Consider the following 25,095-nt stretch of genomic DNA (forward strand, 5'->3'; position numbering starts at 1 on the left):
TCTACCTGCGAGTAGCCTTCCCACGCAGCGGTCATTTGTGCAAGCAGTTCCTGCATCGGAAAGGACGTGCAGACACCCGAGGAGGGTGGGTCCGGTACGTACCGGACCCACCCTCCTCGGGCAGTGCGTCGGCGCTGGAGCGGGGGTGCTCAGCCGATCGGAAGCGACGGGCGCCGACCGATCGGAAGCGACGGGCGCCGACCGATCAGAAGCGACGGGCGCCGTCGACGGGCATCGAGTTCAGCGGTGCGATCTTGACCGGCTGGCTCGAGGTGGAGGCGTGCACGATGTTGCCGCCGCCGATGTAGATGCCGGTGTGGCTGCCGCCGTAGAACGACACGACGTCCCCGGGCTGCAGAGCCGCGACGTCCACCGGGGCACCGGCGGAGGCCTGCTCGTAGCTGGTGCGCGGCACGCTCAGACCGGCCTGCTTGTAGGCCCACTGCACGAGACCCGAGCAGTCGAAGGAGCTCGGGCCGGCAGCGCCGTAGACGTAGGGGGCACCGATCTTCGACTGCGCGGCGTCGGCAGCGCGCTGGCCGACAGAGCTGAAGGGGGCGGTGAAGGAACCGGACTGAGGCGCGGGGGCGGCCTCGGGGGCCGGCGGAACGATGTTGGCGATCTCCGGCGGCACGGTCACACCGGCCGGGAGGTCGAACGTTCCGACACCGGGAATGTTGATCGGCTCGGCCATCGCCGGGCCGGCCGAGACGGTGACTGCTCCGAGAGCAATGGCACCGGCGACGAGTGCGCGCCGGACGGTGCGCGTGCTGTTGTTCGAAACCACGAGGGGACGTTCTCCGTTTCTTCCGTTCACCCGCCGACCGAGTTAGCTGACGGGTTCGGGCCGGAAGATCAGCCCTACCCCTCCCCGCGAGCAGCGGAGGGGATTCACCCCGAGTACTACGTGTGGGTCCCCGGCTCACCGCTCCCGCAGACGGGAGAAGCGATTAGGCGGTAACCGTGCGGCTCCGACCCGGGGGTGGGGCGGAAACTCTCCGCTCGGTCTCGAAAAGATTACGAAACGGCATCGGTGAAGTCGACCGCCTTGCCGTGCGACCCGACCTTCTCGGCCCACCCCTGGAGGAATGCCGTCGCGGGGCCACGGTCCGATAACGGCGCGGTAACGGCCACTGTCCGGCGCACCTCCGCTCGGGAGAGGCCCGGCGCCCGTTTCACCCGAGTTCCTTCCGGAAGAACCAGGTCAGGGCACGCTGACTCATCGACCGTCGACGAGGCGATGCGCCCGATTCGCCGGATTGTCGTTCCCGGAGGCCGATCGGTCTGTTCTCCGGCCTCCGTTTACCCTTCATCGAGCCGAAAAGAACGCAGTGTGATCCTCGTCTCCCCGTGCTCCGAACCCCGCTCCGAAGCCCGCTCGACGGCGTGTCGGTGACGCTTCCTAGGCTCTGCCGAATGACCTCGCCGCAACCATCCGCCCTCGGCGTGCAACTCGGTTTCGACGAGCTCGACACTCCGCTGCGCGAGACCACCTTCGTCGTCGTCGACCTCGAGACGACCGGCGGGAAGGCAGCCGAGGACGCCATCACAGAGATCGGCGCGGTGAAGATCCGCGGGGGCGAGGTGCTCGGCGAGTTCGCGACCCTCGTCGATCCGGGGCGACCCATCCCCCCGTACATCGTGCAGCTCACCGGCATCACCACCGCGATGGTCTATGCGGCGCCCAAGGTCGAGGAGGTGCTGCCCGCCTTCCTGGAATTCGCGTCCGGAGCGGTGCTCGTCGCACACAACGCCGGATTCGACGTCGGCTTCCTCGAGGCGGCCACGGCGCAGTGCGAACTCGCGTGGCCCCGCTTCCAGGTGCTGTGCACCGTCAAGCTGGCCCGCCGCGTCCTCGGACGCGACGAAGCGCCGTCGGTGAAGCTGTCCGCGCTGGCCGAACTGTTCCGGGTCTCCACCGTGCCCACCCACCGCGCCCTGGACGACGCACGCGCCACCGTGGACGTCCTGCACGCCCTCATCGAACGGGTCGGCAACCAGGGCGTCCACAGCCTCACCGAACTGCGCGACTATATGCCGGTGGTCACCGCCGAGCAGAGGGCCAAACGCGCACTCGCCGCGCATCTGCCGCGCAAACCGGGTGTCTACATGTTCCGCGGCCCGTCGGACGAGGTGCTGTACGTCGGCACGGCGGTCGACCTGCACCGGCGTGTCCGTACCTATTTCACGGGCTCCGAGACGCGACCGCGGTTGCGCGAGATGGTCGCGCTCACCACACGCATCGATCACGTCGAATGCGCCCACGGGCTCGAGGCCGGCGTCCGCGAACTCCGGTTGATCGCGGCCCACACCCCTCCCTACAACCGCCGGTCGAAATATCCGATGCGCGGTTGGTGGATCATCCTCACCGACGAGGCGTTCCCGCGCCTCGCCGTGAGCCGCACCCCCGGACCCGACTCGGTCGGCCCGTTCTCGGTGCGCGCCGACGCCGCGGATGTCGCGGCACTGCTCGCGGAGATGTGCGGTCTGCGCACGTGCACGCGCAGGATCGGCCGTACGGCCCGCCACGGCGACCGCTGCCCGCCCGTCGCGGTCGGGGGCTGCGCCGCAGCCGCCTTCGGGGTCCAGGACGCCTCCGCCTACGCAGCCCAGGTCGAGCGTGCGCGCGCGGTCGTCCGCGGAACCGCCGACGACGCCGTCGAATCGGCGCAGCAGCGACTCGACGCCCTCGTGCGCGACCAGCTGTTCGAGAACGCCGCCCGCCTCCGCGACCGCCTCGCCGCCGCCCTCGTCGCGCTGCGGCGCACGCAACGCCTCGCGGCGCTGGCGGCCGTCGACGAACTCGTCGCCGCGCGACCGCGGGCCGAGGGCGGGTGGGAGTTCGCCGTCGTGCGCGCCGGTCGTCTCGCGTCCGCCGGAGTGGCACCGCGCGGTGTGCGCCCGATGCCCGTCGTCGAGGCGATCGTCGCCGCGGCCGAGACGGTGCGGCCGTCACCCGGCCCGCTCCGGGGCGCGCCCCCGGAGGAGATCGGTCTGGTCGCACGTTGGCTCGACGGCGAGGGCATCCGCATCGTCCGGGCGAGCGAGGGCTGGTGCGAACCGACACGGGGTGCGGGCCGGTGGAGCACGTGGGCCGAGCTCGCCCGCGACGCCCGCGCGGTCCGCAGGCTCCTCTCCGCCGACGACCCGCACCGCTTAGGCTGATGCAATCCCCGAGGAAGGTTGAAGGAGACCCCATGATCAACGCGATCGTCCTGATCGATGCCGAGGCGAACCGTATCCCCGAGACCGCGCAAGCGGTGGCCGACCTCGACGGTGTCGACACGGTGTACTCCTGCGCGGGCGACGTCGACCTCGTGGCCGTGGTCCGGGTCCGCGACCACGAGAAGATCGCGGAGGTCGTCACCCGGGGCATCAACAAGATCGGCGGCGTGACGAAGACCGTCACCCACATCGCATTCCAGTCGTACTCGAGCGCCGACGTCGAGGCCGGTTTCTCGATCGGGAACTGACACCCCGCAGCACCACCGACGACCGCCGGGCCCGCACCGATGCAGTGCGGGCCCGTCGTTCGTGTGTCCTTATTCTTCTCCGGTCATTTGTGTCCGGAACCGGCACCCAGCCGCGTGGTGACCTCGGCCCACTGCTCCAGGACGGCCGTGGCCCGGCCGCTGTCGATCGCCTCTGCCGCCGTCTCGAGCCCGGCCGTGAGGGCATCCTCGAGAACGCCGTCGACGCCCCGGAAAGCCGCGATTGCCCCGGCGGCGTTGAGGAGCACGGCATCGCGCACCGGCCCTGTCTCCCCCGCCAGCATCGCCCGCGCGATCGCCGCGTTCTCCGTGGCGTCGCCTCCGCGGAGTGCCTCGAGCGGAACCCGTTCGATACCGAGATCGCGCGGATCGAGCGTCACGACCCGGACCTCGCCGCCGTGGACGACGTGCACGCGCGAGGTCGTGGAGGTGGTCAGTTCGTCGAGACCGTCGTCGCCTCGGACGACGAGCGCCGAATTGCCGCGCTGCGCGAGCACACCGGCGACGGTCGGGACGAGCGGTTCGAAGGCGCACCCGATCAGGCCGGCGCTCGGGCGGGCCGGATTGGTGAGCGGGCCGAGGACGTTGAAGACCGTCGGGATGCCGATCTGCTTGCGCGGTGCGGCCGCGAAACGCAGCGCCGGGTGGTAGACCGGCGCGAAGCAGAATCCGATCCCGGCCTCGGCGACCGAGCGGGCCACCTCGTCGGGTCCGAGATCGATGTGCACTCCGAGCGCTTCGAGCACGTCGGCGCCGCCGCTCTTGGACGAGGCGGCGCGGTTGCCGTGTTTGACCACGCGAATACCCGCTGCGGCGACGACCAGCGAGGCCATCGTGGAGATGTTGACGGTGTTCGCCCGGTCGCCACCGGTGCCCACGACGTCGACCACGTCACCGTCGACCGGGACCAACCGGGCGTAGTCGAGCATCGTGTCGGCGAGTGCCCGCACCTCCTCGGGTGTCTCGCCCTTCATCTTCAGAGCGACACCGAAGGCCGCGATCTGAGCGGGAGTGGCGTTGTCGGAGAAGATCTCGCTCATCGCCCATCGCGCCTCCGCGGCGGACAGGTTCTGCCCGGCCGTGAGCACTCCCAGGACGGAGGGCCAGTTCTGCGTCACCTCGTCCGCGTCTCGCGTCGCGTTCATCGCACCTGCCCTCGCCGCATCTCGCTCCTCACCGGGCACCGGCGTGCCCTCCGACCGGTCAGCTTAGCCAGCGGAATCCTGCGGTTGCAGAGCGTCCCATCCCAGGGCCGTTCCACCGAGCCGCTGGGCGAGCGAGGCCATGCGCGACTTCTCCTGCGCACAGTGCAGTGCATCGAGGACCTGCACGCGCTGCAGGATCACCGAGGCGCCCGCGACGGCCGCGGCTGGGACGTTCCCGTCGCCGGTCCCGGCCACGACGTAGCCGTCCTGCCCGGCCAGTTCCGCCGCCCGGTCCACCCTGTCGGCGGGCAGGGCGAGGTGGTGCCGCAGAACCGCCTCGTCCTCGGCCTGCCACACAGGTGTCGCCTGGGCGGCACGCTCGAGCGCCGTCGAACACGCCTCCGCGTCGTCGAAGGACGAGACGACCACGACCAGGTCGGGCCGGTTCGCGTCGAGCGGTTCGCTGCGCCGACCGATCAGGGAACGCAGCCACCCCCGAACACCCTTTCCGGTACTCATGTCACCACGATCGCACGTGACCTCCGCGACCCTCCGAAATGTCCCGTGTGACACCCCTCCGAGCACCCGCCACCGAGTGCCCACCTGGAGAAATACAGGTCCGGGACCTGCACGGACGCGCCGATTTCGGCCCCGATTGCCCAAGACGTACTACGACGGGTCATACTAGCCAGCGTGACGAGCGCAGTAGGGACTTCAGGATCTGCAATCACACAGCGCGTGCACTCGTTGAACCGGCCCAACCTGGTCAGCGTCGGCACCATCGTGTGGTTGTCCAGTGAGCTCATGTTTTTCGCAGGGCTCTTCGCCATGTACTTCGTGGCACGGGCACAGGCCCCGGAGGGCATGTGGCCGCCCCCGCCCACCCACTTGAACCTGTGGTTGGCGGTACCGATCACCATGGTGCTGATCGCTTCTTCCTTCACCTGCCAGCTGGGCGTCTTCGCCGCCGAGCGCGGCGACGTCTTCGGCCTGCGACGGTGGTACATCATCACCCTCGGCATGGGCACCTTCTTCGTGCTCGGTCAGGGCTACGAGTACATCACCCTGGTGAAGGACGGCACGACCATCCCCGGCAGCGTGTACGGCTCGGTGTTCTACATGACCACCGGTTTCCACGGCCTGCACGTCATCGGCGGCCTCATCGCATTCGTGTTCCTGCTGTTCCGCACGAAGGTCAGCAAGTTCACGCCTGCGCAGGCCACTGCGGCCATCGTCGTTTCGTATTACTGGCACTTCGTCGACATCGTTTGGATCGCGCTGTTTGCCACGATTTATTTCATCCGTTAGCCAGCTGAACGCCCAGGCAGCCCCCTGACGTCCAGTCCGTCCCGACATAAAAAAAGGGATACAGATGAGTTCATCCCCACCTCTCGCCTCCGAGGGTGACATGCCCGGTCGATCCTCTGCAGCCGATGCTGCGAAGTCCCGCCGCCAGCGCAAGATGCGCCGGCGCGTCACCGGAGCGTTGGTCCTTGCGCTCGGTCTCCTCAGCGCAGGCTTCATCGCCTCCGCACTGACACCTGCCCCGCAGGTGGCTACAGCGCAGGACGACCAGAGCGCTCTGATCCGCGAGGGTCAGCAGCTCTACGAGACCTCCTGCGTGACCTGCCACGGTGTCAATCTTCAGGGCGTCCAGGACCGCGGTCCCAGCCTCATCGGTGTCGGCGAGGCCGCCGTCTACTTCCAGGTCTCCTCGGGCCGCATGCCGATGATGCGCAACGAGGCCCAGGCCCTCCGCAAGGACCCGAAGTTCGACGCTGCGCAGACCGACGCGCTCGGCGCGTACATCCAGGCCAACGGTGGAGGCCCGACGGTCATCCGCGACGAGAACGGCGAGATCGCCCAGTCGTCACTGCGCGGCAACGACATCGGACGCGGTTCGGAGCTCTTCCGCCAGAACTGCGCGTCCTGCCACAACTTCACCGGACGCGGCGGCGCGCTCTCGTCCGGCAAGTTCGCACCGAACCTGGATCCGGCCAACGAGCAGCAGATCTACACCGCGATGCTCACCGGCCCCCAGAACATGCCGAAGTTCTCCGATCGTCAGCTGACGATCGAGGAGAAGAAGGACATCATCGCGTACATCAAGTCCGCCAGTGAGACGAGAGACCCGGGTGGCTACGGGCTCGGCGGCTTCGGCCCCGGTGCCGAAGGGCCGACCATGTGGGTCGTCGGCATGGTCGCCGTCGTCGGCGCTGCACTGTGGATCGGAGCAAGGTCATGAGTGGCGGCGAAACGCCGAACAAGCACACGGTCGAAGATCTCGACCGGATGAGCCGGGACGATCTCGTCACGCTCGGCACGAACCTCGACGGCGTCGACGTCGCGTTCCGCAAGGATCGCTGGCCCGTCGAAGGCACGCGTGCCGAGAAGCGGGCCGAGCGCAACGTCGCTTTCTGGTTCGCCCTCGCGGGCATCGCGGGTGTCGCGTTCATCGCGATCTACCTGTTCTGGCCATGGGAGTACCAGGGCATCGGCGACGAGAACTACGGCTGGTACAGCCTCTACACCCCGATGCTCGGACTGACCCTGGGTCTGTCCATCCTCGGCATCGGCGTGGGCGCGGTGCAGTTCACCAAGAAGTTCATCCCCGAGGAGGTGTCGATCCAGGATCGGCACGACGGCGGCTCGCCCGAGGTCGATCGCAAGACGATCGTCGCCGAGCTCTCCGACTCGCTCGAGACGTCCACCCTGCCGCGCCGTAAGCTGATCAAGCGCACCGCGATCTTCGGTGGTGGCGCGCTCGGCCTCGGTCTGATCATGCCGCTCGGCGGCCTGATCAAGAATCCGTGGGCCGAGGGTGACCAGTCGTCGCTGTGGGTGTCGGGCTGGACTCCGCGCTACCCCGGCGAGACCATCTACCTGCGTCGCGACACCGGCCGCCCCCAGGACATCGTCCTGGTGCGCCCGGAGGACCTCGACGCCGGCGGTATGGAGACGGTGTTCCCGTTCCGCGAGTCCGATCGCGGTGACGACCACGCTCTGCTGCAGAGCCTGCGCGGCATCCGCAACGCCGTCATGCTCATCCGCCTGCGCACCGAGGACACCGAGCGTGTCGTCAAGCGCAAGGGCCAGGAGAGCTTCAACTACGGCGACTACTTCGCGTACTCGAAGATCTGCACGCACCTCGGCTGCCCGACCTCGCTCTACGAGCAGCAGACGCACCGCATCCTGTGCCCGTGCCACCAGTCGCAGTTCGATGCGCTGGAGTACGGCAAGCCGATTTTCGGTCCCGCTGCTCGCGCACTGCCGCAGCTTCCGATTACAGTGAACGAAGAGGGCTTCCTGGTCGCCAACGGTGACTTCATCGAGGCACTCGGCCCGGCATTCTGGGAGCGTCGCCCGTGAGTACTGCAACCCCGTCCCGCGCCGCACAGATCGGCGAGAATCTCGATTCTCGCTACCACCTGTCCGCGGGCATCCGCCGCCAGATCAACAAGGTGTTCCCCACCCACTGGTCCTTCCTCCTGGGTGAGATCGCGCTCTACAGCTTCGTCATCCTGTTGATCTCGGGTATCTTCCTCACCCTGTTCTTCGACCCCTCGATGGCGCACGTCATCTACGAGGGCGTCTACACGCCGCTGCGCGGTGTGGGTATGTCCCGCGCCTACGAGACGACCCTGAACCTCTCCTTCGAGGTCCGCGGTGGTCTGTTCGTGCGACAGATCCACCACTGGGCAGCACTGATGTTCGCAGCGTCGATCGTCGTCCACCTGCTGCGCGTGTTCTTCACCGGTGCGTTCCGGCGTCCGCGTGAGGCCAACTGGGTGATCGGCTCGCTGCTGCTCATCCTGGCGATGTTCGAAGGCTTCTTCGGTTACTCCCTCCCCGACGACCTGCTCTCGGGCACCGGCCTCCGCGCCGCGTTCTCGGGCATCACGCTCTCGATCCCGATCATCGGTTCGTGGATGCACTGGGCGATCTTCGGTGGCGACTTCCCGGGTGAGCTGATCATCCCGCGCTTCTACGTCCTGCACGTGCTGCTCGTCCCGGGCATCATCCTGGCCCTGATCGCCGCGCACCTCGCGCTGGTCTGGTACCAGAAGCACACGCAGTTCCCCGGCCCCGGCCGCACGGAGCAGAACGTCGTCGGCGTTCGTATCCTCCCGGTCTTCGCCGTCAAGTCGGGTGCTCTCTTCGCGATGACCTTCGCGGTGCTCGCCCTGATGTCCGGCCTGCTGCAGATCAACCCGGTCTGGAACATCGGCCCGTACAACCCGTCGCATGTGTCCGCCGGCTCGCAGCCCGACATCTACATGATGTGGACGGACGGCATGGCCCGTATCTGGCCCGCCTGGGAGCTGTACCTGTTCGGCCGGTACACGATCCCACAGCCGTTCTGGATCGCGCTGATCATGGGCCTGGTGTTCGTCGTGCTCACGGTCTACCCGTGGATCGAGAAGAAGTTCACGAAGGACGACGCACACCACAACCTGCTGCAGCGTCCGCGCGACGTGCCGGTCCGCACCGGCATCGGGTTCATGGCCCTGGCGTTCTACGCCGTCGCCACGATCATGTGTGTCAACGACATCATCGCGTACAAGTTCGACATCTCGATCAACGCGACGACCTGGATGGGCCGCATCGGTCTCGTCCTGCTCCCGCCGCTCGCCTACTACATCGCGTACCGGTTCTGCCTGGGTCTGCAGCGCAGCGACCGTCAGGTGCTCGAGCACGGCATCGAGACGGGCATCGTCCGTCGCCTGCCGACCGGCGAGTACATCGAGATCCACCAGCCGCTCGGCCCGGTGGACGAGCACGGCCACCCGATTCCGCTGGAGTACCAGGCCGCCCCGGTTCCGAAGCGGATGAACAAGCTCGGCACCGCCGGCAAGCCCGGCTCCGGCAGCTGGTGGAGCCCGGACCCGGCCGACGAGGCCGCCGCTCTCGAGGCCGCCCACCACGAGGCCGAGCTCGAGCTGCGGAACACGCTCCGCGAGTACCAGGAGCGCGTCCACGGCAACGGAGACGGCGCAGCCCAGCTGCCCGACAAGTCGCAGCACTGATCCGCATCAGCGGCTCGTAACGGGGCCCCGGACCATCACGGTCCGGGGCCCCGTTCGTCGTTCGGGGGTTCTCCCATCCCCCACCGGATATCGTCCGGAGCGTACGTCTTGACCTTGACACTGTGACAAGCGCTCGAATGGGTCGTGAAGGAGGTGCCTCCCATGCGCACACATCAGGACCCGTCCACCCGCCTCGTCGAGGCCCTGTCCACCCGCCTCGTCGAGGCCCTGTCCGCCGACGACGCCTCCGTGCGTCTGCGCGCCGCACTCGAGTCGGGTACCGCACCCGATCCCGAAACGGTGACCGCTCTCGTCGACCGGTGCGCGGTGGAGCCGGACTTCTTCGTCCGCGACATGCTGACCTGGGCGCTGTGCCGTCTGCCGGCCGGGGTGACCGTGCCGCGTCTGCTCGCCGAGCTCGGTTCGGATGTCTCACAGGCACGCAGTCAGGCCCTGCACACGTTGTCGAAGATCGGCGATCCCGTCGCATGGCCGAAGGTTTCGGGGATGCTCCACGACGAGCACGACGAGGTGGCACGCAGCGCGTGGCGCGCGGCGGTCGCTCTCGTGCCACCGGGCTCGGAAAGCGGCCTCGCTGCGGCTCTCGGCGCCGAACTGGGCCGCGGCGACCGCGACCTACAACTGAGCCTCGGTCGCGCTCTCGCGGCACTCGACGAGGCCGCGGCGCCGGTCCTGGACACGGCGATGAACAGCCCCGACCCGCGCGTCCGCGCTCACGCGGAGGCCACCGAACGGATCCGCGTCGACCCCGACAGCGCGTTCGTCCTCTCTGTGGAGTCGGCGAAACGCGTCGCCGCACTCGGCGCGGACGGTATCCGGGAGTGAGCCGGTGCTGATCGGTGAGGTCTCGCGGCGCTCCGGTGTCAGCAGCCGCATGCTGCGGCACTACGACCGCCTGGGGCTGGTGACGCCGACTGGCCGTACCTCGGGCGGCTACCGCGAGTACACCGAGGACGACCTCAGGAGGCTCTTCCACGTGGAGAGTCTCCGGAGTCTCGGCCTGTCGCTGAACGAGGTCGGACGTGCGCTGGGGGAACCGGATTTCGCTCCGGCGGATCTGGTGCAGGAGCTGATCCGGCACACGCGCGAACGGATCGCCGCCGAGACCGAACTCCTCGCTCGTCTCGAAGGCGTCGACTCGGCCTCCCCCAGCGGCTGGGACGACGTCCTGCGCCTCGTCGCGCTGTTGCGCGCGTTCGAATCCGATTCCGGCTCCCGCCGCCAGCAGGCGATCCTGTCCCAGGACGAGGACACGACGCTGCCGGTCGCAGCGCTGGTCCGGGCGGCGCTGTCAGAGGAGGATCCGTTCGTCGCCGGCGCGCTGCGCTGGTCGCTCGCCCGAGCAGCGGAGGCATTCGACGCTGCGCTGCCGGCACTCGCGGAGGGCCTTCACTCCGACGAGGTGCCGGTGCGGCGACGGGCGATCGCGACACTCGCGGAACTCCGTGTGCCCGAATCGACGAGGCTCCTGGAGGGGGCCCTCGACGACGCCGATCCCAAAGCACGTTCCACGGCGGCTCTGACGCTCGGGGCGCGAGGGGTGGACGTGGCCGTCCCCGTGCTCGTAGAGATGATCGTGGACGGCCGGTCGGACGTCGAGGCCGCCGAGGTACTCGGCCTGCTCGCAGATCGGCCGCTGTCGTCCGCCGAGATCGTGCGGTTGCTGCAGCACGCGCTCGGCGGCTCGGACGATGCCGGTGTCCGGCTACGTCTCACGCAGGCACTCGCGGAGATCCCCGGGTCGGCCGCCGACGACGCGCTCGAGGCTCTGACCGACGATCCGAATCGTACGGTTGCAGCGACCGCGAGGGTCGTCCTCACCACGCGTCGGGCTCCCTGAAGAACTGAGCCTCGAGAACGACGACGGAAACAACGCAGGCGCCGCACCCGAAGGTGCGGCGCCCGTGTGGTCGAGGGTACCGGCTCAGTGCTTCTCGGGTCCGATGTGGTACTCGAACACCAGGCCGGCTGCTGCCGCGATGATGAGCGCGACCGCGAGGACGATCATCCACGGCTGGTAGAAGGCCAGTGCGATGGCGGCGAACGCTGCTGCGCCGGCGAGCAGGATCGGCCAATAGCTACCCGCACTGAAGAAACCGAGGTCGCCCGCACCGTCGCTGATCTCGGCGTCCTCGTAGTCCTCGGGACGGGTGTCGAGACGACGAGCAACGAAGCGGAAGTACGTTCCGACGATCAGGGTCAGACCGGCGGAGAGGACGATGGCCGTGAGGCCGGCCCATTCGATGCCCTTGTCCGAGAGCCCGGTGAACACGCCGTACACGATGGCGACGAGCACGAAGAACACCGTCACGACCTCGAAGAGCTTGGCTTCGATCTTCATATCAGCACTTGTCCTTGTCGGAGGGGGTGGCCGTCACTCGCCTGCGGCGACGGTCGCCGACCGATCCGTGCGGTCGGTCTTGAACGGAGTCGTCGAGGTCGCGATCGGGCTCTGGCCGATGGCTTCGAGCGCACGAGCGTTCGACAGGCCTTCGCCGCCGTCCTCGACCGGCTTGCGGAGCTCGATGTACCGGGCGAAGTCCTCCGGGCTGACCGCGCGGACCTCGAAGTTCATCATCGCGTGGTAGGTGCCGCACATCTCGGCGCAGCGGCCGACGAACGCGCCCTCACGCTCGATCTCGGAGATCTGGAAGACCGGATCGGAGTTGTTCTCACGCGGGTTCGGGTTCACGTCGCGCTTGAACAGGAACTCCGGCACCCAGAAGGCGTGGATGACGTCGGAGGACGCCAGCTGGAACTCGATGCGCTTCCCGGTGGGAAGAACGAGCACCGGAATCTCTTCGCTGGTGCCGATCGTCTCGATCTTGTCGTAGTGCAGGTAGGACAGGTCCTCGGCGGGCTTGCCGTGGATCGCTCCCGGAGCCTCGTGCTCCTCACCCGATTCACCGTGCGCGGTGGACGGGTCGAACGGCTCCTGTGCGACTGCCGCCTCGGCGACCTCGTCGATACCGTTGTAAGGGGCCGTGCCGTCCTGCAGATCGATCGTCCGGTAGCCGAACTTCCAGTTCCACTGGAACGCCGTCACGTCGACCACGACGTTCGGGTTGTCTTCCTTCTCCAGGACGTAGTTCTGCACCACGACCGTGAAGTAGAAGAGGACACACACGGCGACGAACGGCGCCGCGGTGTAAGCCAGCTCGAGCGGCACGTTGTATGCCGTCTGACGCGGGAACTCCGGATCGTCCTTCCGACGCCGGTAGGCAATGATCACCCAGAAGGTGAGTGCCCACACGAGAATTCCCATGACGAGGGCGGCGACAACCGACCACGTCCACAGTTCACGCATACGCTCGGCCTGAGGAGTGATGCCCTCCGGCCAGCCGAAACGAAGGATTTCTTCGCTCGAGCACCCGGTCAGCACCAAGGCTGCAATGCCGAGTGATGCTGCGAGCCCGAACCGCCGAAGGATCCGACCTTGCGCCACGTTCACGCCTTCCTGATCGCCGCAATTCCACTAGGGCACACCCGGAGGGCCGGCCCAATTACTACGCAGCGTAGACCAAACCCGGGCGCTATCCATCGCCGGGGCACGAAGAAAGTGTCGGACTGGGCGTTTCGACCGGAAGACCCGGCTCGTGACGTCGGTTTTCTCCTGTCGGGCGAGTGATCGTCAGTGGCGTCCGGGCGCGGCTGCCCGATGTCGACCGTCTGCGGCATACTTCGGTAGAACCAACGCCGGACCCCGAGTGGTAGTTCCCGGTGTCATGCGCGGTGCGGTGTCCCGCGCTGGGCACCCACCGGGGTTCTTCGCGACACCCCCGACCGGAATGAGGTAACCCACGCGTGTGCGGATTGCTCGGGTTTCTGACCACTGACGGCACTAGCGACGACGCCGTCGCGAAGGTGGACTCCGCGATGCACTGCCTGCGCCATCGCGGCCCCGACGAGCACGGCACCTGGCACGACGCCGACCTCGTCTTCGGATTCAACCGGTTGTCGATCATCGACATCGCGCACTCGCACCAGCCGCTGCGCTGGGGCCCGCCGGAGCAGCCCGACCGCTACGCGCTGACCTTCAACGGTGAGATCTACAACTATCTCGAACTGCGCAAGGAGCTCACCGAGACGTTCGGTACCTCCTTCGCGACCGAGGGCGACAGCGAGGCGATCGTCGCGGCCTACCACCACTGGGGAGTGCGCGCGGTCCAGCGCCTGCGGGGTATGTTCGCCTTCGCGATCTGGGACACGCACACCCGCGAGCTGTTCGTCGCCCGCGACCCGTTCGGCATCAAGCCGCTGTTCCTCGCGACCGGCACCGGCGGTACCGCCTTCGGCAGCGAGAAGAAGAGTCTGCTGGAGCTCGCCGACGTGATCGGCATCGACACCGAGCTCGATCCTCGTGCGATCGAGCACTACACGGTGCTGCAGTACGTTCCCGAGCCCGAGACGCTGCACCGGCGGATCCGCCGCCTCGAGTCGGGCTGCTACGCGCGTATCACGCCCGGCGCCGAGCCGGAGATCACGCGATACTTCCATCCCACCTTCCCGGTCCGGCCGTTCGCGGCGGGCCGCGAACAGGATCGTTACCGCGAGATCGCCGAGGCCCTCGAGGACTCGGTGGCCAAGCACATGCGCGCCGACGTGACCGTCGGGTCGTTCCTCTCGGGTGGCATCGATTCGACGGCCATCGCCGCGCTGGCGATGCGCCACAACCCGAAGCTCATCACCTTCACCGCGGGTTTCGAGCGGGAGGGTTACTCCGAGGTCGACGTCGCCGCAGAGTCGGCGGCCGCGATCGGTGCCCGGCACGTGGTGCGGGTGGTCTCCCCCAGCGAGTTCGCCGCGGCTATCCCCGAGATCATCTGGTACCTCGACGACCCTGTGGCCGACCCGGCGCTCGTGCCGCTGTGGTTCATCGCCCGGGAGGCCCGCAAGCACGTCAAGGTCGTGCTGTCGGGTGAGGGCGCCGACGAGCTGTTCGGCGGTTACACGATCTACCGCGAGCCGCTGTCGCTGCGTCCGTTCGAGTTCCTGCCGCCGGCGCTGCGCCGGGCTGCCGGGAAGCTTTCGGAGCGCATCCCCGAGGGCACCCGAGGCAAGAGCCTGCTGCACCGTGGCTCGATGACGCTCGAGGAGCGCTACTACGGCAACGCCCGCAGCTTCAACGACGCGCAGCTGCGCTCGGTGCTGCGCGACTTCCGTCCGGAATGGACGCACCAGGACGTCACCGCCCCGATCTACGCGCAGTCTGCCGGCTGGGATCCGGTGGCACGGATGCAGCATCTCGACCTGTTCACGTGGCTGCGCGGCGACATCCTCGTCAAGGCCGACAAGATGACGATGGCCAACTCGCTCGAGCTGCGCGTGCCGTTCCTGGACTCCGAGGTGTTCCGGGTGGCGTCGCAGGTTCCGCTGGACCAGAAGATCACGAAACAGACGACGAAGTATGCGCTGCGGCAGGCGCTGGAGGGCATCGTCCCGCCACACGTGCTGCACCGCGCGAAGCTGGGCTTCCCGGTGCCGCTGCGGCACTGGCTGGCCGGCACGGAGCTGTTCGACTGGGCGCACGAGGTGATCGCCGAGTCGCAGACCGATCACCTGCTCGACAAGGGCGCGGTGGCGAAGATGCTCGACGAGCACCGGACCGGCCCGATCGATCACAGCCGTCGTCTGTGGACGGTGCTGTGCTTCATGGTCTGGCACGGCATCTTCGTGGAGAAGCGCATCGTGCCGCAGATCCAGGAGCCGGCCTACCCGGTCGAGATCTGATCACCCGACCCGTACGCGACGGCCGCGAACATCCCCAGGGATGTTCGCGGCCGTCGCGTTTCCAGGATCGGGTGTTCCGCCGCTCAGGCGCCGAGAATCGCGCCGATCTCGTCGGCGGCGGCGGTGCCGTAGGCGTCGGCGAGACGCTTGAGGGCGTCGGTGCGGTCGAAGTTCCACTCCTGCGTGCCGGTGGTCTCGAGGACGTGCACCGCGACCAGCGAGCCCAGCTGCGCGGCCCGTTCGATGCTCAGACCGAAGCGGTGTCCGAGCAGGAAGCCGGCGCGGAAGGCGTCGCCCACACCGGTGGGGTCGACCTTTGCGCGCTCGGGCACCACACCGACCTGCACCTGGTTGCCGTCGCGGTCGACGATCGTCGCGCCGTCACCGCCGAGGGTGGTGATGCGCATGCCGACCTTCGTCTGCACCTCGTCCTCGGTGAGACCGGTCTTCTGCAGCAGCAGTCCCCACTCGTACTCGTTGGTGAACAGGTACTCGGCGCCGTCGATGAGCTGCTCGGCCTGCTGCCCGTCCAGGCGGGCGAGCTGCTGGGACGGGTCGGCGACGAACGGGACGCCGAGCCGGCGGCACTCCTCGGTGTGCCGGATCATCGCGTCGGGATCGTTGGCGCCGACGAGCACGAGGTCGACGCTGTGCTTGCTCACCACGTCGGCGATGGAGATCTCGCGGGCCTCGGACATCGCACCGGGGTAGAACGAGGCGATCTGCGCCATGTCCAGGTCGGTAGTGCACACGAAGCGGGCGGTGTGGGCGGTCTGCGAGATCCGCACCGACGAGCAGTCGACCCCGTGGTCCTCGAGCCAGGTGCGGTACTCGGTGAAGTCGGCGCCGACGGCGCCGACGAGCACCGGCGTTCCGCCCAGGACACCCATCGCGAAGGCGATGTTGCCGCCCACTCCGCCGCGCCGGACGACGAGGTCGTCGACGAGGAAGCTCAGGGAGATGTGCGCGAGCTGGTCGGCGAGCAGCTGCTCGGCGAACCGGCCGGGAAAGCGCATGAGGTGGTCGGTGGCGATGGAGCCGGTCACGGCGATGGTCACGTGGCTGAGCCTTTCCGCGGATGTCGATGGTGTGGCTGCTCACACGGAGAGCCGGAGCGGTCCCACGGTACTACCGCGGAAACGACGGAACCCCAGCGCCGTGAAGCGCCGGGGTTCCGAGGTGCGTTCTCGGTTCAGTTGAACGAGTCGCCGCAGGCGCACGACCCCGTGGCATTCGGGTTGTCGATGGTGAAGCCCTGCTTCTCGATGGTGTCGACGAAGTCGATCGACGCACCCTCGACGTACGGCGCGCTCATCCGGTCGACGGCGAGCGTCACACCGGCGAATTCTTTCGTGAGGTCGCCGTCCAGCGTGCGGTCGTCGAAGAACAGCTGGTACCGCAGACCGGCACAGCCTCCGGGCTGCACGGCGATACGCAGTGCGAGGTCGTCGCGGCCCTCCTGATCGAGCAGTGCCTTCGCCTTCGCAGCGGCGGCCTCGGTCAGGATGACGCCGTGAGTATCGGTCTCTTGCTGCACAGTCATGGGCGCTCCCTGTCGTTCGTGTCGAAACCCGATGGTTCAACGGTACCGCGCCGGAATCTATTCCTCGTGGACGAGTTGCGCCGAGCGTGGTATGGCGTGCGGAATTTCCCGCTTCTCTCCACTATCCCATAGCCTGGTGGTGTGAAGTTGCTACGCCGCGGTGGTTCCGACGACTCCGCCGATCACCAGGTTCCTGCGACCGAGGACTCCCCGGCCGCGACTCCCGACGATTCCGCGTCCGCGAAGGCGACGACCGGTAAGGGGCGTCCGACGCCCAAACGGCGCGACGCCGAGAACCGTCGTCGCGGTCCCGTCGCCCCCGCTCCCCTGACTGCGAAGGAAGCCCGCGAGCGCCGCAAGGCCGCGCGCAAGTCGCAGAGCAAGGAGGAGCGCAAGGCGGCCGCCGCGCAGCGTCGCGCCGACGCGTCCGAGCGTCGCAACCGGATGCTCGCGGGCGAGGAGAAGTACCTGCTCCCCCGCGACCGCGGCCCAGTGCGCGCCTACGTGCGCGACATCGTCGACAGCCGGCGCAATCTCGTCGGCCTGTTCATGCCGCTCGCGCTCGTGCTCATCATGTCGATGTTCCTCGGGCCGGTGGTGCAGCAGTACGTCACGCTCGCGATGTTCGTGATGATGTTCCTGATGATCATCGAGGGCATCTATCTCGGGCGAATGGTCAACAAGAAGGTGCGCGAGCGCTTCCCCGATTCGACCGACGGTGGCTTCGGCCTCGGCTGGTACGCCTTCGTGCGCGCCTCCCAGATCAAGAAGCTGCGTGCACCGCTCCCCCGGGTCGGCCCGGGGGACGCCGTCTGACCTCCCGGCGACCTCAGTTGTGAGGCGCCCCGCACACCACCGGCGGTAGCTCCGGATCTCGGCCGCGGCCTGCACGTCCTGCGACATGCGGTGCCGCGGCCGAGTCGTCCGTGCGGGGCGCTCCCAGTGGAGTCGCCAGGGCGCGCGCCGGACCCAGGCCGGCGCGGTAGCGGTCCGCCGGCGGAGCACCTCGAGACCGATGACCAGGGTGGACAGGACCAGGCCGGTGACTGTGAGTTCGATCATGTCTCGATCCTCCGACCGAATCCGATCGCCGAGAAGTGGCAGTGATGACGCATAGCATCGGATTTCTGCCAGAGCGGGCGGTTGATAGCGTTCTCGCGTGAAGATCCGTCCGAGAGGTGACCTGTGACCAGCGGTTCCGATTCCCCCGCCGACGTCGAGTTCCCGCGCGTCGACCCACCCGATCTCGAAGCACGCGTCGCCGCCGAGGAACGCCAGCGGGATCTGACGAAACCCGCCCGCTCACTCGGACGGCTCGAGGAACTCGGGTGCTGGGTCGCCGCCTGTCAGGGCGAGGTCCCGCCCCATCCCTTCCGCCGACCGCGGGTCGTGGTCTTCGCAGGTGACCACGGCGTCGCGCGCAACGGGGTCTCGGCCTATCCGCCGGAGGTCACCGCGCAGATGGTGGCGAACCTGTCCGCGGGTGGCGCCGCCGTGAACGTGCTCGCCGCCGCCGCGGGCGCAGGAGTGCGGGTCGTCGACATGGCAGTCGAGAGCGACACCTCCCCCGAGGTGTCCGAGTTCAAGATCCGTCACTCGAGCGGCAGCATCGACCGCGAGGACGCGCTCACGCACGACGAGACGGTCCGCGCGATCGAGGCCGGCCGTGCGCTCGCCGACCGCGAGGTCGACGAAGGCGCCGATCTCCTCGTCGCGGGCGATATGGGGATCGGGAACACCACTCCTGCAACCGTTCTCATCGCCATCCTCACCTCCACCGAACCCGTGGCCGCGGTCGGCCGCGGCACCGGCGTCGACGACGCGGGGTGGATGCGCAAGGTCACCGCGATCCGCGACGCCATGTGGCGGGCGCGGCCCCACGTACGCAATCCCGTCGCCCTGCTGCGCACCGCCGGTGGCGCGGACTTCGCTGCGATGGCGGGATTCCTCGCGCAGGCCGCGGTCCGCCGGACGCCGGTGATCCTCGACGGCGTCGTCGTCACCGCTGCTGCGATGGTCGCCGAGGAACTCGCACCCGGCGCGGCACGCTGGTGGGTGTCCGGTCACCGGTCGGCCGAACCCGCCCATACCATCGCGCTGCGTCATCTCCGGCTCGAACCGATCGTCGACCTCGGTATGCGCCTCGGCGAGGGATCGGGAGCCGTGACGGCGCTGCCGGTGCTGCAAGGTGCGGTCGCGATTCTCGCGCAGATGGCCACCTTCTCCGAAGCGGGCGTGAGCACCCGCGACGAGAGCGCCCCGGCCAACGCCGACTGATGATCCGCGCCTGGCTCGGCGGGGTCGCGCTGGCCCTGTCGTGGTTGACGGTCCTGCCCGCACGAGGCCCGACGGAGATCGACCGGACGGTCGCCGGACGTGCGATCTCCGTGGCGCCGATCGCCGGTGCCGTACTCGCCGCCGCGGCCACCGCCGTCTGCCTGATCGGTTCCGGCGTCGGGACGCCACCACTGGTGACGGGCCTGGTGTGTGTCGGGGTGCTGGCGGTCGGCACCCGCGGAATGCACGTCGACGGCCTGAGTGACACCGCCGACGGTCTCGGCTGCTACGGCCCGCCCGAGCGGGCGCGCGAGGTGATGCACAGCGGCGGCGCGGGTCCCTTCGGTGTGGCGGCGCTCGTCGTCGTCCTCGGTCTGCAGGCCGCCTCGTTCGGTGCGCTCGTCGACACCGACGCGTGGGGGGCGGTCGGGTTCGCGGTCTTCTCCGGACGTGTGGCCGTGGTCGTCGCGTGCCGGCGCGGTGTCCCGGCAGCGCCCGGCAGCGGCTTCGGCTCGCTCGTGGCGGGAACGCAGGGTGTCGTGCCGATCACGGTGTGGACGGTGGCCGCGGTGGCACTGTCGCTCGTGTGCCTGCCCGGTCCGCTCTGGGCGGGACCGCTCGTCGTCACGGTGGTGCTGGTCGCCTCGGTGCTTTTCGCCCGTCACTGCGTCGCGCGCTTCGGCGGCATGAACGGCGACGTGCTCGGCGCGGTCGCCGAGGGCACGGTCTCTGCCGTCGCGGTGGCTGCGGCGGCCTTGTTCTAGATCGCACTGCGTCCGGAAACGACGAAGGGGTGCTGCCGGAAATCCGGCAACACCCCTTCGCGTTCGTGGCTACGTCACTTGCGCAGCGTCGTCATCCATCCGTGGGTGTCGGCGAAGGTACCGCGCTGGATGCCGGTCAGGGTGTCGCGCAGGGCCATCGTGATGGGGCCGGGCTCGCCGTCGGCGATGGTGAACTCGCCGTCCTTGTCCTTGACGCTGCCGACCGGCGTGATGACCGCGGCGGTACCGCACGCGAACACCTCGGTGATCTCACCGCTGCCGGCCTTCTCGCGCCACTCGTCGGTGCTGATGCGTCGCTCCTCGACCGAGAGACCGGAGTCCTTGGCGAGGGTGAGCAGCGAGTCGCGGGTGATGCCGGGGAGCAGCGAGCCGGACAGCTCCGGGGTGACCAGACGCGCGTCGGCACCGGACCCGTACACGAAGTACAGGTTCATGCCGCCCATCTCCTCGACGTACTTGCGCTCGATCGCGTCGAGCCAGACCACCTGGTCGCAGCCCTGCTCGGCAGCGTGCGCCTGCGCGACGAGCGAAGCCGCGTAGTTGCCGGCGAACTTCGCGGCGCCCGTGCCGCCCGGGGAGGCGCGCACGTACTCGCGGGAGAGCCACACGTTGACCGGCTTCACGCCGCGCGGGAAGTAGGCACCCGCCGGGGACGCGATGACGAGGAACTTGTATTCCTTCGCGGGCCGCACGCCGAGAGCCGGCTCGGTCGCGAAGGCGAAGGGACGCAGGTAGAGCGAATCCTCGCCGCCGGCGGCGGGAACCCACTCGTTGTCGACCTCGACCAGCTCGGTGATCGCCTTCACGAACAGCTCCGGCGGCAGGTACGGCATCGCGAGCCGCTCCGCGGACCGGTTCATGCGCGCGGCATTGGCGGTCACGCGGAACGACGCGATGCTGCCGTCGGCCTGCCGGTAGGCCTTGAGACCCTCGAAGATCGCCTGCCCGTAGTGCAGGACCATCGCGGCCGGGTCCAGGGATATCGGGGCGTACGGCTCGACTTTCGCGTCGTGCCAACCGATCCCGCCGGTGTAGGTGATCGACACCATGTGATCGGTGAAGTACTGCCCGAAACCGGGATTCGACAGAACCTCCTGGCGCCGCTCCGCAGAGCTCGGTGAAGGATGCTGGACGCGGGCGAATTCGAGGACACCTGTCATGGAGGACAATGGTACAACCGCCTGCAGAAGCCCTATCTGGTGTGGTCCTCGACGAACGGCGGAGCCACCACTTCGGCGCGCAGCGACCGTCCGCGCACGTCCACGCTCACTTCGTCGCCGGGTTCGAGTCCGGCGGCGGTGTCGAGGAGTGCGAGGGCGATGCCGATCTTGAGGGTCGGCGAGAAGGTGCCCGAGGTGGTCCGCCCGACCTTGTCACCGTCGCGACGCACGGTCAGGTCCTGACGCAGGACGCCGCGGTCGAGCGCCCGCAGGCCCCACAGTTTCCGTGCCGGGCCCGCCTCCTTCTCGCGGACCAGCGCGTCGCGACCCCAGAACTGCGGCTTCTTCCAGCCCACGGCCCAGCCGACCCGCGCTTCGAGCGGCGAGATGTCGACGGACAGCTCGTGCCCGTGCAGCGCGTAGCCCATCTCGGTGCGCAAAGTGTCGCGGGCGCCGAGACCGGCGGCCTGACCGCCCTGTGCGCGGACGGCGTCGAGCAGCGCGCGGAAGACACATTCGGCGTCGTCCCAGCGCGGCAGCACCTCGTAGCCCCGTTCACCGGTGTAGCCGCTGCGGCACACGCGCACCGGAGCACCCTCGTACTCGGCGTCATCGAAGCCCATGTAGGCGATGTCGGTGGGCAGGCCGAGCGCCTCGAGGACCTCGACGGCCTTCGGCCCCTGGACGGCGAACACCGCGTGGTCGCGATGCTGGTTCGTCACTGTGACGCCGGCCGGTGCCGCGGCGGTCAGCGCCTCGACGACCGCTGCGGTGTTGGCCGCGTTCGGAACGAGGAAGAGCTCGTCGTCGGAGACGTGGTAGACGATCAGGTCGTCGACGACACCGCCGTTCTCGGTGCAACACAGGGTGTACTGCGCCTTGCCGGGACCGATGCGGGTGAGGTCGTTGCTGAGCGTGGTGTTCAGGAACTGGGCGGCATCCGGTCCGGCGACGAGTGCCTTGCCCAGGTGGCTGACGTCGAACAGTCCCACGTTCTCGCGCACGGCCGTGTGCTCGGCGACCGTCCCTGCGTAGGAGACCGGCATCTCCCAGCCGCCGAACGGAGCGAAGGTCGCACCGAGTTCGACGTGCACGGTGTGGATGGGGCCCTGCTTCAGTTCCTCGTCGCTCATGGCGTACGACGCTATCCCACCGCCACCGTGTCCGACAGCGACGCCGGGCGTCGTTGTCATTAGGGTCGATTACATCGAGGCGATTCCCCTCGCACCGAACGACGCCGCAAGAGAACGACTCGCTCGTTCCCGACCAAGCTCCAAGGAGATGCCCTGTGAGTGCACCCACTCCCGATCTTCCCGAACTCGTTCTCGCCGGTTCGGTTTCCAAACGAGCCGATGTCCTGGTGATCGGCGTGACCTCCGCCGACGGCACCCCCGAGATCCTCGCGGGCGACGCCCCGATCGACGAAGCGGTTCTCGGCGAACTGCTCGACTCCCTGGTCGCCGTGGGCGCGAAGGGCCGCGGCGAGGAGCTCACCCGCGTGCCGGCGCCTGCCTCCCTGCCCGTGGCGAGCGTGCTCGCCGTCGGTCTCGGCGACGCCGACAAGATCGACGCCGAGCAGGTCCGCCGCTCCGCCGGTACCGCGGCGCGCGCACTGACAGGTGTGGAGACGGTCGCGACCACGCTGTCCGCCGTCGACCTCGGTGCCGCGGCGGAAGGTTTCGCGCTCGGCGCCTACACCTACACCGAGTTCCGGTCGGAGAAGTCCGCACCCAAGAAGGACGCGCAGCCGGTCGCGCGGGTGGAACTGCTCGTGCCCTCGACCCGCGACCGCGCGGCGAAGGCGGCGCTCTCCCGCTCCGTCGCGATCGCCGAGGCCGTCGCGACGGCCCGGAACTTCGTGAACACCCCGCCGAGCCACCTGTTCCCGGCCGAGTTCGCCGAGCGCGCGAAGGCACTCGGCGAGGCCGCCGGTCTGAAGGTCGAGATCCTCGACGAGAAGGTGCTCGAGAAGAAGGGCTTCGGCGGCATCGTCGGCGTCGGCAAGGGCTCGTCGCGTCCCCCGCGTCTCGTGCGCCTGTCCTACTCGTCGAAGAAGCGCAAGGCCCCGAAGGTCGCGCTCGTGGGCAAGGGCATCACCTTCGACACCGGCGGCATCTCCATCAAGCCCGCCGCCGGCATGGAGGCGATGACCTCCGACATGGCCGGCGCCGCCGCGGTCGTCGCGACCGTCGTGCTCGCCGCGAAGCTCGGTGTCGCCGCCGACGTCACCGCGACCGTGCCGATGGCCGAGAACATGCCGTCGTCGACCGCGCAGCGTCCGGGCGACGTGCTGACCCAGTACGGTGGAACCACCGTCGAGGTCATCAACACCGACGCCGAGGGTCGCCTGATCCTCGCCGACGCCATCGTGCGCGCATGCGAGGACGATCCCGACTACCTCATCGACACCGCGACCCTCACCGGCGCACAGATGGTCGCCCTCGGCACCCGGACGCCGGGCGTCATGGGTCACGACGAGTTCCGCGACCGCGTGGCCGCGCTGTCCCAGGAGGTCGGCGAGAACGGCTGGGCGATGCCCTTCCCGAAGGAACTGCGCGGTGATCTCGAGTCCCGCGTGGCCGACCTCGCGAACGTCTCCCCCCACCGGTGGGGCGGCATGCTCACGGCCGGCATCTTCCTGAAGGAGTTCGTCGCCGAGGGTGTGCAGTGGGCGCACATCGACGTCGCCGGCCCGGCCTTCAACACCGGCGGACCGTTCGGTTACGTCGGCAAGGGCGGCACCGGCGTGCCCGTGCGCACCATGCTCGCCGTGATCGAGGACATCGCCGCCAACGGATGATCTTCCGCACCGGTCCTCTCCCCGCCTGGCCCCGCCCGGGGCAAGGGAGAGGACCGGTGTGATCGGTAACAGCGGAACCCCGGTGTGAGGTGATCCGCCCCTCCCCGAACATCACCGAAAGATAGGTGCAAGGATGGGAGGGGCCATGCCCCGCCGGTATCGGCCCGACCGAACACGTGAACCAGCAGGCACGGGGTTCCTGGCCCGCGCACAATGGTCAACGACCACACAATGGTCGGCGACCACGAGTCGGTACAACTCAACACACACGAACACAACCGTCGAGGAGTCAACAGACATGGCCTTCTCCGTCCAGATGCCAGCGCTTGGTGAGAGCGTCACCGAGGGAACTGTCACGCGATGGCTCAAGCAGGAAGGAGACACGGTCGAAGTCGACGAGCCCTTGCTCGAAGTCTCCACGGACAAGGTCGACACCGAGATCCCGTCGCCTGCAGCCGGCGTGCTGGTCAAGATCGTCGCCCAGGAGGATGACACGGTCGAGATCGGTGGCGAACTGGCGGTGATCGGTGACGCCGGTGAGGAAGCCGGCGAAGAGTCCGCACCCGCCGCCGAAAAGGCACCGGCCGAAGAGGCTCCCGCGGAGGAGCCCGCCGCGGAGTCCGCCCCCGCGCGGCCCGCATCCTCGGGTGGTAGCGGCGAGGGCACCCCGGTCACCATGCCGGCACTGGGCGAGTCGGTCACCGAAGGCACCGTCACCCGCTGGCTCAAGGCCGTCGGCGACGAGGTCGCCGTGGACGAACCGCTCCTCGAGGTCTCCACCGACAAGGTCGACACCGAGATCCCCTCCCCGGTCGCCGGCATCCTCACCGAGATCACCGCTCAGGAGGACGAGACCGTCGAGGTCGGCGGACAGCTCGCCGTCATCGGCAGCGAGGCCCCGGCTCAGCAGTCCGCTCCCGCCGAGCAGTCCCCCCCGGCCGAGGAGTCGGCGCCGGCCGTCGAGCCCACCACCGAGCCGTCCGAGGAGGCCGCTCCGGCTCCGTCCGCCCCCGCGCAGCCCGCATCCTCGGGTGGTAGCGGCGAGGGCACCCCGGTCACCATGCCGGCACTGGGCGAGTCGGTCACCGAAGGCACCGTCACCCGCTGGCTCAAGGC

The 25,095-nt window shown here is 68.6% G+C and carries 23 protein-coding genes and 1 riboswitch; of the genes, 14 read left to right on the top strand and 9 right to left on the bottom strand.

The window, feature by feature from the left end:
• Positions 1–205 precede the first annotated feature (205 nt).
• Positions 206–787 carry a C40 family peptidase gene (locus tag ACQR3U_RS12280; RefSeq protein WP_024101293.1) on the bottom strand — a complete coding sequence of 194 codons (582 nt, stop codon included), beginning with the start codon at positions 785–787 and terminating at the stop codon, positions 206–208.
• Between the two features lie 15 nt (positions 788–802).
• Positions 803–967, bottom strand: a riboswitch (cyclic di-AMP (ydaO/yuaA leader).
• A 449-nt stretch (positions 968–1,416) separates the two neighbouring features.
• Between ACQR3U_RS12280 and ACQR3U_RS12285 the strand changes: the two genes are divergently transcribed.
• Both ACQR3U_RS12285 and ACQR3U_RS12290 read left to right on the top strand, forming a co-directional pair.
• The gene (locus ACQR3U_RS12285) at positions 1,417–3,165 is read left to right on the top strand and encodes a DEDD exonuclease domain-containing protein (RefSeq protein ID WP_230810259.1); all 1,749 of its coding nucleotides are present in this window, start codon (positions 1,417–1,419) and stop codon (positions 3,163–3,165) included.
• Positions 3,166–3,197: 32 nt separating this feature from the next.
• On the top strand, positions 3,198–3,473 hold the full coding sequence (locus tag ACQR3U_RS12290) for an Lrp/AsnC family transcriptional regulator (RefSeq protein ID WP_230810258.1): 276 nt from the start codon (positions 3,198–3,200) through the stop codon (positions 3,471–3,473).
• Between the two features lie 83 nt (positions 3,474–3,556).
• Here the strand turns inward: ACQR3U_RS12290 and trpD are convergent, their stop codons facing one another.
• Positions 3,557–4,636 (bottom strand): anthranilate phosphoribosyltransferase, encoded by a 1,080-nt coding sequence (gene trpD, locus ACQR3U_RS12295; protein WP_019289774.1) that lies wholly within the window; start codon positions 4,634–4,636, stop codon positions 3,557–3,559.
• Positions 4,637–4,699: 63 nt separating this feature from the next.
• Positions 4,700–5,155, bottom strand: coding sequence for a hypothetical protein (locus ACQR3U_RS12300; protein WP_230810257.1), 456 nt, complete (start codon positions 5,153–5,155; stop codon positions 4,700–4,702).
• 174 nt (positions 5,156–5,329) lie between these two features.
• Between ACQR3U_RS12300 and ctaE the strand changes: the two genes are divergently transcribed.
• The 6 genes from ctaE to ACQR3U_RS12330 all read left to right on the top strand — a co-directional run bounded on the left by ctaE (position 5,330) and on the right by ACQR3U_RS12330 (position 11,524).
• On the top strand, positions 5,330–5,944 hold the full coding sequence (gene ctaE / locus ACQR3U_RS12305; protein ID WP_006550008.1) for an aa3-type cytochrome oxidase subunit III: 615 nt from the start codon (positions 5,330–5,332) through the stop codon (positions 5,942–5,944).
• 100 nt (positions 5,945–6,044) lie between these two features.
• The gene (gene qcrC / locus ACQR3U_RS12310; protein ID WP_230810286.1) at positions 6,045–6,881 is read left to right on the top strand and encodes a cytochrome bc1 complex diheme cytochrome c subunit; all 837 of its coding nucleotides are present in this window, start codon (positions 6,045–6,047) and stop codon (positions 6,879–6,881) included.
• Positions 6,878–8,005, top strand: a complete 1,128-nt coding sequence (qcrA, locus tag ACQR3U_RS12315) for a cytochrome bc1 complex Rieske iron-sulfur subunit (RefSeq protein WP_006550010.1) — start codon at positions 6,878–6,880, stop codon at positions 8,003–8,005. The genes qcrC and qcrA overlap by 4 nt, the downstream gene beginning before the upstream one ends.
• Positions 8,002–9,663 carry a cytochrome bc1 complex cytochrome b subunit gene (qcrB, locus tag ACQR3U_RS12320; protein ID WP_230810256.1) on the top strand — a complete coding sequence of 554 codons (1,662 nt, stop codon included), beginning with the start codon at positions 8,002–8,004 and terminating at the stop codon, positions 9,661–9,663. Before qcrA ends, qcrB begins: the two co-directional genes overlap by 4 nt.
• A gap of 162 nt (positions 9,664–9,825) precedes the next feature.
• The gene (locus ACQR3U_RS12325; RefSeq protein ID WP_052040080.1) at positions 9,826–10,509 is read left to right on the top strand and encodes a HEAT repeat domain-containing protein; all 684 of its coding nucleotides are present in this window, start codon (positions 9,826–9,828) and stop codon (positions 10,507–10,509) included.
• A gap of 4 nt (positions 10,510–10,513) precedes the next feature.
• The gene (locus ACQR3U_RS12330) at positions 10,514–11,524 is read left to right on the top strand and encodes a HEAT repeat domain-containing protein (protein WP_230810255.1); all 1,011 of its coding nucleotides are present in this window, start codon (positions 10,514–10,516) and stop codon (positions 11,522–11,524) included.
• Positions 11,525–11,608: 84 nt separating this feature from the next.
• On the opposite strand, the gene ACQR3U_RS12335 is transcribed toward ACQR3U_RS12330, so the two are convergent.
• Together ACQR3U_RS12335 and ctaC are read right to left on the bottom strand one after the other, a co-directional pair.
• Positions 11,609–12,025 (bottom strand): cytochrome c oxidase subunit 4, encoded by a 417-nt coding sequence (locus ACQR3U_RS12335; RefSeq protein ID WP_006554396.1) that lies wholly within the window; start codon positions 12,023–12,025, stop codon positions 11,609–11,611.
• A gap of 33 nt (positions 12,026–12,058) precedes the next feature.
• A complete protein-coding gene (gene ctaC, locus ACQR3U_RS12340; protein ID WP_006554397.1) occupies positions 12,059–13,135 on the bottom strand; it encodes an aa3-type cytochrome oxidase subunit II in 1,077 nt (358 codons plus the stop codon).
• A 353-nt stretch (positions 13,136–13,488) separates the two neighbouring features.
• Here ctaC and asnB point away from each other — a divergent pair, with 353 nt between their 5' ends.
• Positions 13,489–15,414, top strand: coding sequence for an asparagine synthase (glutamine-hydrolyzing) (gene asnB / locus ACQR3U_RS12345; RefSeq protein ID WP_006554398.1), 1,926 nt, complete (start codon positions 13,489–13,491; stop codon positions 15,412–15,414).
• Between the two features lie 83 nt (positions 15,415–15,497).
• Here the strand turns inward: asnB and ACQR3U_RS12350 are convergent, their stop codons facing one another.
• Both ACQR3U_RS12350 and ACQR3U_RS12355 read right to left on the bottom strand, forming a co-directional pair.
• Positions 15,498–16,472, bottom strand: coding sequence for a carbohydrate kinase family protein (locus tag ACQR3U_RS12350; RefSeq protein WP_230810254.1), 975 nt, complete (start codon positions 16,470–16,472; stop codon positions 15,498–15,500).
• 134 nt (positions 16,473–16,606) lie between these two features.
• On the bottom strand, positions 16,607–16,957 hold the full coding sequence (locus tag ACQR3U_RS12355; RefSeq protein ID WP_006554400.1) for a HesB/IscA family protein: 351 nt from the start codon (positions 16,955–16,957) through the stop codon (positions 16,607–16,609).
• A 141-nt stretch (positions 16,958–17,098) separates the two neighbouring features.
• Here ACQR3U_RS12355 and ACQR3U_RS12360 point away from each other — a divergent pair, with 141 nt between their 5' ends.
• The 3 genes from ACQR3U_RS12360 (at position 17,099) to ACQR3U_RS12370 (ending at position 19,998) form a co-directional block, all read left to right on the top strand.
• Entirely contained in the window at positions 17,099–17,773 is a 675-nt protein-coding gene (locus ACQR3U_RS12360; RefSeq protein WP_016693856.1) for a DUF3043 domain-containing protein, read from the top strand.
• A 369-nt stretch (positions 17,774–18,142) separates the two neighbouring features.
• Positions 18,143–19,234: a nicotinate-nucleotide--dimethylbenzimidazole phosphoribosyltransferase gene (gene cobT, locus ACQR3U_RS12365; RefSeq protein ID WP_006554402.1), complete on the top strand. Its 1,092-nt coding sequence runs from the start codon at positions 18,143–18,145 to the stop codon at positions 19,232–19,234.
• A complete protein-coding gene (locus ACQR3U_RS12370) occupies positions 19,234–19,998 on the top strand; it encodes an adenosylcobinamide-GDP ribazoletransferase (protein WP_230810253.1) in 765 nt (254 codons plus the stop codon). Before cobT ends, ACQR3U_RS12370 begins: the two co-directional genes overlap by 1 nt.
• 74 nt (positions 19,999–20,072) lie before the next feature.
• Here ACQR3U_RS12370 and ACQR3U_RS12375 read toward each other — a convergent pair whose 3' ends face one another.
• Together ACQR3U_RS12375 and gcvT are read right to left on the bottom strand one after the other, a co-directional pair.
• Complete coding sequence (locus tag ACQR3U_RS12375) at positions 20,073–21,179, bottom strand: branched-chain amino acid aminotransferase (RefSeq protein WP_024101305.1); 1,107 nt, start codon at positions 21,177–21,179, stop codon at positions 20,073–20,075.
• Positions 21,180–21,211: 32 nt separating this feature from the next.
• On the bottom strand, positions 21,212–22,312 hold the full coding sequence (gene gcvT, locus ACQR3U_RS12380) for a glycine cleavage system aminomethyltransferase GcvT (protein ID WP_230810252.1): 1,101 nt from the start codon (positions 22,310–22,312) through the stop codon (positions 21,212–21,214).
• A 155-nt stretch (positions 22,313–22,467) separates the two neighbouring features.
• On the opposite strand from gcvT, the gene ACQR3U_RS12385 reads away from it, so the two are divergent.
• A complete protein-coding gene (locus ACQR3U_RS12385) occupies positions 22,468–23,979 on the top strand; it encodes a leucyl aminopeptidase (RefSeq protein WP_138843606.1) in 1,512 nt (503 codons plus the stop codon).
• 298 nt (positions 23,980–24,277) lie between these two features.
• Positions 24,278–25,095: biotin/lipoyl-containing protein (locus ACQR3U_RS12390; protein ID WP_428692122.1), on the top strand; the 818-nt coding region annotated here is incomplete at its 3' end.

The sequence above is a fragment of the Rhodococcus sp. IEGM1339 genome (assembly GCF_050321925.1).
GTDB classification, from domain to species: domain Bacteria; phylum Actinomycetota; class Actinomycetes; order Mycobacteriales; family Mycobacteriaceae; genus Rhodococcus; species Rhodococcus pyridinivorans.

Excerpts from the sequence above, each read along its gene's own strand:
- ACQR3U_RS12285 (WP_230810259.1), top strand. The coding sequence starts at position 1,417 with ATGACCTCGCCGCAACCATCCGCCCTCGGCGTGCAACTCGGTTTCGAC.
- ACQR3U_RS12290 (WP_230810258.1), top strand. The coding sequence starts at position 3,198 with ATGATCAACGCGATCGTCCTGATCGATGCCGAGGCGAACCGTATCCCC.
- trpD (WP_019289774.1), bottom strand. The coding sequence starts at position 4,636 with ATGAACGCGACGCGAGACGCGGACGAGGTGACGCAGAACTGGCCCTCC.
- ACQR3U_RS12300 (WP_230810257.1), bottom strand. The coding sequence starts at position 5,155 with ATGAGTACCGGAAAGGGTGTTCGGGGGTGGCTGCGTTCCCTGATCGGT.
- qcrC (WP_230810286.1), top strand. The coding sequence starts at position 6,045 with ATGCCCGGTCGATCCTCTGCAGCCGATGCTGCGAAGTCCCGCCGCCAG.
- qcrA (WP_006550010.1), top strand. The coding sequence starts at position 6,878 with ATGAGTGGCGGCGAAACGCCGAACAAGCACACGGTCGAAGATCTCGAC.
- ACQR3U_RS12325 (WP_052040080.1), top strand. The coding sequence starts at position 9,826 with ATGCGCACACATCAGGACCCGTCCACCCGCCTCGTCGAGGCCCTGTCC.
- ACQR3U_RS12335 (WP_006554396.1), bottom strand. The coding sequence starts at position 12,025 with ATGAAGATCGAAGCCAAGCTCTTCGAGGTCGTGACGGTGTTCTTCGTG.
- ACQR3U_RS12355 (WP_006554400.1), bottom strand. The coding sequence starts at position 16,957 with ATGACTGTGCAGCAAGAGACCGATACTCACGGCGTCATCCTGACCGAG.
- ACQR3U_RS12370 (WP_230810253.1), top strand. The coding sequence starts at position 19,234 with ATGATCCGCGCCTGGCTCGGCGGGGTCGCGCTGGCCCTGTCGTGGTTG.
- ACQR3U_RS12375 (WP_024101305.1), bottom strand. The coding sequence starts at position 21,179 with ATGACAGGTGTCCTCGAATTCGCCCGCGTCCAGCATCCTTCACCGAGC.
- gcvT (WP_230810252.1), bottom strand. The coding sequence starts at position 22,312 with ATGAGCGACGAGGAACTGAAGCAGGGCCCCATCCACACCGTGCACGTC.